Raw genomic sequence first — 9,010 nt, forward strand, 5'->3', positions numbered from 1 at the left:
ATTCAACGCTAGGTTATAAATCACCATTAATATTTGAACGTGATTTTTTAAGACAAGCTGCCTAAATAACTGTCCTGTTTCTCTTGACCATTACAAATCGTATTGCATCGAAAATAAAAAGTCTCATGCTCAAATTAAGCGAAGTTTTGAGTTGCACGTATTTCCAAAGATCGGTAACAACCCTGTTAATCAAGTGTCAGTACAGGACTGGCTTGTTATTTTAGAAAACAAAGTTAAAGAATCAGAAAGTATTGCTGCAAGAATCTTGATTAATGCAAAGCAAATGCTGAAATGGGCTGTTAAACGAGAGTTGATTACACGTAATGTTTTGTTTGATATTAATCCGATGTCAGATTTACAAGTCAAAAAAAACGTGACTAATCGTGTGTTAAGTCATGAAGAATTGAAGCTCCTTTGGTTAGCAGTCAATAAATCAAGAATGACTCATAAGAATAAAATATTTATTAAATTATGCTTAATTTATGGCTGTCGTAATGGTGAGCTTAGACTCGCTGAAAAAAGCCATTTTGATTTTGAAAAAATGATATGGAGTGTTCCTCCAGAAAATCACAAAATGGGTGAGTCAACTCAAAAGCCTTTGTTAAGACCTATAACAAAAGATACTGAAATCTTAATCAAAGAAGCGATGTCTTTAAGCGAAGGAAAGTATTTGTTTTCTAATGATGGATCAAAAGAAGTGATGGGACGTGGTGCTCCTTTACAGCTACCATATAATATTATGCAATATTTGAGACGGCATAATAAGTATGAGATGGAGCACTGGTCTATACATGATTTGAGACGTACTGCACGTACTAACTTTAGTACGCTGACAGAGCCTCATATTGCGGAAATCATGCTAGGTCATAAGCTATTAGGGCAATGGCAGGTATATGACAAGTATGATTATTTAGATGAGCAAAAACTTGCTTATGAGAAGTGGTTTAATAAATTGATGACGATTGTAAATTAGCCGAAACTATGCAGCTTCGGCCGTTGCTAGGCTTGGATTATTTGCAATCACACAGTCCATTTCCCATTGCTGTACGTCATCAATAGCCCATAAATTTTGACTACCACTGGCAGTAAATCTAGGCTTGGGAAATGGGAGTTTTTCGCGTTTCATCCAGCGATGTATGGTCATTCTAGTGCAATTAAAACGTTTGCATATTTGCTTAGTTGACCAATAGCCTTTAACGTTCATATTCATTTTTAAGACTCCAAAATAAAAAATCCCCAAAAGAGGGGATGTTTAAAAGCTTATTTGCAAACTGACTTAGTTAAGTTCAACTACCACCCCATGCTCATAACAACGCCTGAGCCACCTAAAAACGTAAAAATATGAGCTTTGCAGCCTTTGTATGTTGTTTTGTTTGGGGCTGGAATGGTTGTTATTTTTGATTTAGGTAATTGAGTAATCATTCTGATATATCGGCCATCTATTAACGAATCACCTACCTTTACCGAGTCTTTTTTAAATCCACTACCAGTACAATACGCACAAAGATATGTTTCGCTTGGTACTTTTCCGCTGCTACAGCATTCTTCACACTGATAAATATGGTTATTTTCGCCATAATAAAAATAACCCTTGCCGTCACAATCGTCACAATCAACTTCTTTTTCTTGTTGTTGAGTTTGGCATTGGCATTTTTCTAATAACGGTATCTGCAAAGTACAAACATCAATTAAACTATCCATTTGTGCTGAATTGATATAGTTGTCAATCGCCTGACACACACCGTCTGGTGCTTTTATTGAATCAATGTCAATCTCAGGATTATTGTCAACTTTTATAGCAATATGACCGTTTGTTGCATATAAATAGCCATTTGCATGAAACGGCTTTTGTATATAAGTTCTTGGGTCGTTCGAATCACAAAAGTCTAATAAGTTCATTTTGTTTTAGCCCTCAAATAGACAATAAAAACCCCTCACCTTGAGGGAGAGGGTTGCTTAACTGTTTACGTCAGTTACTCGGCAATAAGTATCTGCCACAGCTCTCATGGCGACAGTCATCAGGTTCTAGCACTGGCACTGTAAACAGGCACACGCATTAGCTAGACATAACGTGTGTTGAGTTGAGATTTTTATTCGCATAAACCATATGAAGATGCACACTCTGTAGAGCCATCTTTAATCCCAAAAAGATCAAGTTTTCGCCCACCACGCATGGTTTTAGACCATTCAACCATGCGTCGGATGCCGTGTGTTTGATACTCAATCAAATTATCAGCTTTCACAGTTGGGTCGTTAGTTGCACAGAAAAACGTTGCTGACCCGCGCTTGCTTGCCATACTAACAAGTGACTCCCACTCGAAAATGCGATCAATTGCATCAGGATAACGAGCAGCTATGTTATGCAATTCTTTTTTTGAGCAATTGATGCAGGGCATACACCCAACCCGATCATTGCCTTGTGAGTACAATGGGTTTGGCTTAATGCCCATGTATGCCATAGCTTCAAATGTTGCTAAAGCTGGCCATTTTGCTATCGGACGATAATTAAAAATACCACCCCCCATATCCTCAAACTCAGGAACATAGCGGCGATTTAAACTCTCATCACGACGTACTCCTTGCCACGACCAAACAATATCGCCTTTATCAGTAATTGGAAAAAACACTTGCTCAATAATTGGGAATACTTTTAGTTCTTGTGTGCAGAATTGAGCCTGACTACTGGGGAATCTGCCTTTCCAAAGGCATAAATCAAGATACGGATTTCCTGACGGAACTAATATGCTGATTGCACGATCAACAATGTAATCACTAATGCCTTTCTCACGCCATTTGGTATTAATACGCTCCTTTTTTCGTGCTATTTGCTCAGAAAAATCAGCTTTAACGCGACGAATTTCAATACCTGTTGCTTGCTCAAGATAATCAACATAGTCATACGTTTGCTGATGCTCATTACCAGTATCGGCAAACACTCCCGACATATTTTGAGTTTCTAATGCTTGGCCAAAAAGCAATGTCGCTGTGCTATCTTTCCCACCCGAAACTGAAAAAATGTTATGAATCATTTTTATCATCCAATAAAAAGCCCACATCTTATGTAGGCTTGGTTATTTCAACTAAAACGTATGGCCTCCGCAAAGGCCATAGGTTCTAGCCCTCAAGCGAGGGCATGGATTACTCATCAGGGTCGCAGTTATCCCAAGGGTCGTATAATTCATCGTCCATTGGGTCTAGGTATTCATCTTCGTGGCAAACAATCATGTAAATCTCCAATAAAAAAGCCTCACTAGGAGGCTGTTAATGCTTTGCGTAAATAAGGGTCTAGGTCATTTTGTTTTAATAACCATTGTTTGTAGTCGCTTGGCAATGACTTAATAGGCTGGCCATTATGCTTGCCAAACGTAATAATCTTAGGAATACGCGCCATTTCGCTAAACTGATACAACTCTTCAAAGGTGGTTGCCTGTGTTTTTGGCAGCATGATTTTGAGTAAGTGATAAGTCATCCACACGTCATCTAGTGCGCTATGCGCGTGTTGTGCATGGTCTAAGGCATAAGGCATATCAAGCGCGTAAAGCAGTGCTGTTAGCTTATGGCTGTCAAGTTCGGGATAGAGATAACGTGCAATCGCCAAGGTGCAAATAAGTTTAGGTTCGGGCTGTTCGCCACACGCTTTAATCACTTCATAATCAAAATCAATGTTATGACCAATTAAGTATTTAACATTTGGTAATTCAAACGCGGTGTAAGGGTCGTACCCTGCAACATCTTCATTAGTAATGTGATGCGTGGCCATTGCGCCAAATTCGATTGGCTTTTGAGGGTCAAATAACTGGCGATATTCAAAGACTGGATCAAACGAAAATCGACGTATAGGCACGCTAAATAATCTTGATACGTCAAGATAGGCTATCTCTACGGGCACAGGCTCTTTTAAGCCCGTGGTCTCGGTATCTGCAATAATTGCTTGCATAGTGTTGTTTCCAAAAAAAACCACGCTTAGTGCGTGGTCGTGGGTTAGGCATCAATATCATCTAACGTCTTTCCTGTATCAATACATCTTCCACAAATATGGACAAATTCTTTCCCTCTTTTTTCTGATTGAAAACCCTCTATTTTTGCTCTTTTCAAAGCTGTTGATTTCATACCTTTAGCTGTCCAGTATTGCGTTTCGCAACCAGATTCCCAATCACCGCAAACATCGCAAAAAATGTCGCACGAATATACAATTGTCATTACTCTCTCCGTTATTCATCGCAAATCATGCCTAACTCCTGCATCAACAGCGACAAGTACCCGCGCTTGTCGGTGTATTTTTTAATTGTGGCGAATCTGCCATAATTAAAATATCTTTGTGGGTACTTGCGCGTTATGCGCCTAGTTAGATGTTAATCATCGGCAGCATAAATAGGTTCATCAGGCGGAATAATTAAATGACCTGTTGTGTCTGTCCCTACCAATCGCGCATCTCTTCGCTGTCCAGTCCATGGATTAAAAAGCCATGCTGTACCGTGACCATGCCAATCTCGCCATTGTTCGGCATGGCTTGGATATGGTTTTTCGTCACCCGTAGCAGGGTCAAACTTCATTAAAGACTGTTGTTGCTTGCTCATATAATCATCTCACTGTTAAAATTCATCGCTACTCTTAAACACATCTAACTCCTGCATCAACAGCGACAAGTACCCGCGCTTGTCAGTGTATTTTTTAAGCATTATGCAAAAAGTGCATAATGTTATATCTTTGTGGGTACTTGCGCGTTATGCGATTAGTTAGGCCGCTTGTGTTGTGAGTTGGTCGTAGCAGTCTTGATAAACTGTACTCAGATAGTCATAGTGTTCTTGAGTAATACAATTTGTGTACTCTTTAACACGGTGGTTCCATGTTTGGTCTAATTGCTCAACTGTGTTTGCCATTTCTAAAATTTTGGCGATTTCATCAATACGTTCCTTGGCCAACGGCTGTAATTCAGCTTTGCGCTTATCGTAAGCGCGTTTAATAGACTCTTTGTCTTTGTCGCTTAAACCTTCATTTGGAATTGTTGCTGCCACGTCTTTAAGTGCCTGCAAGTTAATTGCATTAGTAATAGACCGCAACAAAGCGATAACATCGACTTTGACAGGCGCAACCGTTGGCTGTTCAATGGGTTCAGGTTTGTTTGCAGCCACGGGATCGGTTACTGGGGCAGGTACTTTACTTGGCACGTTTTTGTCAAAATACTGTCCTGTGTTTTTATCAAATTCAACATCAAGCCCTTTAACAACATGAGCAAATGCTTGGCGCATTTCAGTGAAAAAGCGGTGTTCTTTGTCAATTTTGCCAATTAAATCGTTTAAGTCGTTGGCATTTTCACAAGTAGAACATTCGTTTTTCCAGTTTTCCAAGTCGTCCAGATACTGCAATTCTTTAACTTGTGCATCAGTCAGGCTATTAATGTGGTCTTTGCTTTGCTGTAGTAAATCAGCTAAGAAAGTAGGGTTAATAGCCAAGTCAGGCAATTCAACATCACCTAAGCCGCCTGAGTTTTTTGCGTGGTAGGCGGTACTTGGTGAAAAATTTAACATCCGTACTCGTTTGCCTTCCTCATCGTGTGCGCTAGTCAAATAGGCCATTAAATCAGCTTGGCGATATAGCTCATTCTTGTTTTTCCCACCCACATCAGGACGGATAATAACATCGTCTTTTTTCTTATCCTCTGCGGCATGAGCCAAAATAATGACATCTTTGCCATAGCTACGGATCCGAGCAATCCAGTTTTTAAACAGTTCATTGGCCATGCCTTGCGCTTTTATTGTCAGTGAGCCGTCCTTTTGGCGATTGTCTTTGTTTTTAGCTAAGTGCGCCTTAATAACATCAAGCGCACGACCTGCGGTATCAATAGCAACTGCCTGATAATCGTCAACATCAGATGATTCAATATTGGCAACATCAAGCCAATCTTCAACTGGTACAGTTGCACCACGGCGCATTTTTCCTGCGCGATGTGCGCCTGCGTCAAAGTCGAACAAGATAGCGTCTTTGGCGGTATAGGCCAAAGAGGTTTTACCAATACCAGGGTCGGCATAAATGTAAGCGACCAATGCCTTAACGCGCATCACTTGAGACGCCTGAATAACTTTTTTAAGAGCCATGATTATTTACCGCCTAATTCTTTTTCGGTTTGTTTAACGTGGTTTTTGATTTCTAAATCACGTTGTTTGCGAGTTTTGCCAGACACACCTGCATAGCGTGCTGTGGTCGTTTGTTGTTGCTGTTGAGACATGACAAACTCCTAAGCCGCTAAACGCACATAAGCACGAAACTTAGCGACTTCAAAAACGAGTTGTTGATGAACGTTTTGAAACGTCTCGCCATTCGCGTAAAAACGAAAAGGGATACCGTCAATAACACCTTTGATGACACCTAAATAACCATGCTTTGTTAATGAGATTTCCATGAAATACCCCCTCAGTTAATGCCAATTCAGTTAATGCCAATGCTGGGGTCGTTAGACGTTTTGTCGATGTGTTCAGCCCAAGACGGACATGAGTTTGCTAATTCAGCTTGTTTAGATGTTAGCTTCTGCCTGACAGGTAGTTCGGAGCCGTGTGTACGATGGATGATATAGCCGTCCCCTAAACAGACTGAATGAGATGCAGGCTTGTTTTTTAATAGCCAAACATCAATGCCTAGCTTTTTGTCTGCTTGGTTGTTGAGTTTGATGACATTTGCGAAATGAGGGTCGTAAAAGGGCGTGGATGTTAAGATTTTGATGATGAGGGCAGTGACGAGTATCAATAGACACGTCATTACAATAAACGTTTGAAATACTTCACATAGCATGATTAAATCCGTCCTGATTTTTTGAGTAACTACGAAAAATTAAGCCCCTGATGTATGCCAGTACACAGGGGCTTTTTTATGCGTAGTATTTAGTTATTAACGACGTGGTGGTAAACCACACATTGCACGAAATTCATCATCATCAAGCTGACGACTAGGCTTAGAACGATGCTCAATTTCAGCTTGAGCCGCTGCTTTTTGACGAGCGATTTGGCTTGCTGCTATTTCTTGCGAACGTTGCTCGTAATAGCGACGGTCTTTAACTACACCATACATAATATTTACCTCTGTTAACTACGAAAAGTCATAACCACTAAAATCAGTAGTTATGAGTTTTTGCAGTAATCTGCTTTCTGTGCGAGGTATCAGGCTTCCCACCGTCTTAGTCTCCCCACTCGCAACCGTCCCCTTGATAGGTTTGGTTCTTTACAGCCAGTCCGCTTTGTTACTGGTAACTTGGTATGTTCCTTACGTCCTGTAAGGGCTGCTGACATTATTTTTTCAGGCCGCGCAGATTAAGCCTTAGCTCGTTTAGACTCGGAGTAGAGTTGCAAGCTGGTCGCTTAGCATGCAATTTATTATGCAAAAATGAATAATATTAGTCAATCAAAAATGAATAAAAAAATTCATAAATAATTATTTGTTTGCTTAAAAAATAAACAATATTTTTGCCTTACATGACTTTTTAGGTGTTGTTTGCTAGCAGAGTATATGGTCTGCTAGCAGGCGTGATGCTTTTTTGAGCAGTTCTGGGTTTGCGTTAAAGCACTGATTGATTAGTGATGTGGAATTAATGATTGGGGTGGAGCGTTATGGGGTATGCTTGTGGGGTATGTTTCAGTCTTATGGGGTATGTAAATGTACTGAGTGTTTTTAGCCAAAAAAGGGCATTAAAAAACCCTCACAGGGAGGGTTATAGCTATTCAATTGATCGAGAGTAATTCGAGATGCGTTTTTTCTTGGTTTGTTATTTTGTTGCGATGAGTTGTTTGTGAAGCAAGGATGTTTATAGACTCACCAATATGCAACATTCTAATTTGTTCAATCATGTTTCTGGGGTAGGTGAACCGAGTTTTTACACCATCAATATACAACTCTATTTTGCCTTTGTCGCTCAACTCTCCAATAGTACCTTGTAGTTGTATAGGTTGCCCTTGAATAGTATGAACACTACTAATGAGTTTAATTAAGGTATCAATAATAGCATCATCACCTTGCCAAAAATGCTCAGTGTTATTTGGTGATCTCCACCGTAAATCAAGTGCAAGTTCATTTTTGTGAAGTTCATGTAAAAGTTTAGCTAACTCATTCACGCAACGAACACCAACAAAAGCAATCATATCAAGTAGTTCATCTTGGTTTTTATTGGCTTTATGTAGAAACTCAAACAATGCCTCAAGGCTATCTGAGGATAAACTACGGCCAAATAAATCAGGATTGGTGTCGGTTGTTAAATATAAGCGCGTAGAACCTGCACCCATTGCAGCAGAACGAAAATTGACCGTTTGGGTTATATCTTTAGAAAAGCCACGCAAGGCATCTTTTCCTTTTTCTAAGCGTTGCGAAAGTGCCAATAGAGTATTAGATAAATATTTCGCTAGTTTTGAATGTAAATCTAATGGCAATGTCCCATGATTAGCTAATTTCCCAATTAGTCTAGCCTCTATAACTTCTTTTTCTCGCAATTGCTTCGCCTGATAGAGTTGACTTTCCATATCTTCTATATGACTCTGCATAGAGCGATTGCAAAGGTTATCAAAAAAATCATCAGAATTAATCTGTTGTTGGATAATAGCTTTGGCTTCAACAATCTTTTTTTCTAGGTATCCGATGTTATTCATGTCTGTTTACCCATAGTCGAGCAATGCCTTTTTCGTTAAAGTTATGGTCAAGGCAAAACTGTTTAAGCCAATAGTTACGCTTTATTACGTCTTCAGATTGAGCAATGTAAATATCACAACCATAACGTAATTTAGTATCCATTTTATTATCAAATAGTGTAGCAAGCTCTTGAAGTTTATTCTGTGAAAGCTGTCTTACAGACAATTTAGAAGCAAAAACAACTAAGTCTATGTCGTCAGGTTCTTGTTTATATGTGCAAAAAGAGCCGTCTATCCAAACTTCTATTGTGTAATGGTCAAGAGAAACAGGACAGTTATTTAGGCAGCTTGTCTTAAAAAATCACGTTCAAATATTAATGGTGATTTATAACCTAGCGTTGAAT

General features: G+C 39.5%; 13 protein-coding genes. 1 reads left to right on the plus strand and 12 read right to left on the minus strand.

What is annotated here, in order from left to right; genetic code table 11:
• The first annotated feature begins 106 nt into the window (after positions 1–106).
• Positions 107–973, plus strand: a complete 867-nt coding sequence (locus tag C8N29_RS16080) for a tyrosine-type recombinase/integrase (RefSeq protein WP_420836675.1) — start codon at positions 107–109, stop codon at positions 971–973.
• A gap of 6 nt (positions 974–979) precedes the next feature.
• On the opposite strand, the gene C8N29_RS16085 is transcribed toward C8N29_RS16080, so the two are convergent.
• The 12 genes from C8N29_RS16085 to C8N29_RS17450 all read right to left on the minus strand — a co-directional run bounded on the left by C8N29_RS16085 (position 980) and on the right by C8N29_RS17450 (position 8,913).
• A complete protein-coding gene (locus C8N29_RS16085) occupies positions 980–1,210 on the minus strand; it encodes a helix-turn-helix transcriptional regulator (protein ID WP_204509385.1) in 231 nt (76 codons plus the stop codon).
• Positions 1,211–1,290: 80 nt separating this feature from the next.
• Positions 1,291–1,899 carry a hypothetical protein gene (locus tag C8N29_RS16090; protein WP_107867090.1) on the minus strand — a complete coding sequence of 203 codons (609 nt, stop codon included), beginning with the start codon at positions 1,897–1,899 and terminating at the stop codon, positions 1,291–1,293.
• A gap of 191 nt (positions 1,900–2,090) precedes the next feature.
• Entirely contained in the window at positions 2,091–3,029 is a 939-nt protein-coding gene (locus tag C8N29_RS16095) for a phosphoadenosine phosphosulfate reductase domain-containing protein (RefSeq protein WP_107867091.1), read from the minus strand.
• 221 nt (positions 3,030–3,250) lie between these two features.
• Complete coding sequence (locus tag C8N29_RS16100; protein ID WP_107867092.1) at positions 3,251–3,937, minus strand: 3'-5' exonuclease; 687 nt, start codon at positions 3,935–3,937, stop codon at positions 3,251–3,253.
• Between the two features lie 44 nt (positions 3,938–3,981).
• Entirely contained in the window at positions 3,982–4,200 is a 219-nt protein-coding gene (locus C8N29_RS16105; RefSeq protein ID WP_107867093.1) for a hypothetical protein, read from the minus strand.
• A gap of 152 nt (positions 4,201–4,352) precedes the next feature.
• Positions 4,353–4,577: a hypothetical protein gene (locus C8N29_RS16110; protein WP_107867094.1), complete on the minus strand. Its 225-nt coding sequence runs from the start codon at positions 4,575–4,577 to the stop codon at positions 4,353–4,355.
• A gap of 159 nt (positions 4,578–4,736) precedes the next feature.
• The gene (locus C8N29_RS16115; protein ID WP_107867095.1) at positions 4,737–6,095 is read right to left on the minus strand and encodes an ATP-binding protein; all 1,359 of its coding nucleotides are present in this window, start codon (positions 6,093–6,095) and stop codon (positions 4,737–4,739) included.
• 2 nt (positions 6,096–6,097) lie between these two features.
• The gene (locus C8N29_RS17355; protein WP_275656215.1) at positions 6,098–6,226 is read right to left on the minus strand and encodes a hypothetical protein; all 129 of its coding nucleotides are present in this window, start codon (positions 6,224–6,226) and stop codon (positions 6,098–6,100) included.
• Between the two features lie 9 nt (positions 6,227–6,235).
• Positions 6,236–6,400: a hypothetical protein gene (locus tag C8N29_RS16910; protein WP_170107022.1), complete on the minus strand. Its 165-nt coding sequence runs from the start codon at positions 6,398–6,400 to the stop codon at positions 6,236–6,238.
• Between the two features lie 482 nt (positions 6,401–6,882).
• Positions 6,883–7,062 (minus strand): hypothetical protein, encoded by a 180-nt coding sequence (locus C8N29_RS16125; protein WP_107867097.1) that lies wholly within the window; start codon positions 7,060–7,062, stop codon positions 6,883–6,885.
• A gap of 647 nt (positions 7,063–7,709) precedes the next feature.
• Positions 7,710–8,627, minus strand: coding sequence for a hypothetical protein (locus C8N29_RS16130; RefSeq protein ID WP_107867098.1), 918 nt, complete (start codon positions 8,625–8,627; stop codon positions 7,710–7,712).
• Positions 8,620–8,913: a DUF6932 family protein gene (locus tag C8N29_RS17450; protein ID WP_420836676.1), complete on the minus strand. Its 294-nt coding sequence runs from the start codon at positions 8,911–8,913 to the stop codon at positions 8,620–8,622. The genes C8N29_RS16130 and C8N29_RS17450 overlap by 8 nt, the downstream gene beginning before the upstream one ends.
• Positions 8,914–9,010: the final 97 nt, after the last annotated feature.

The organism is Agitococcus lubricus, from assembly GCF_003051055.1.
GTDB lineage: Bacteria > Pseudomonadota > Gammaproteobacteria > Pseudomonadales > Moraxellaceae > Agitococcus > Agitococcus lubricus.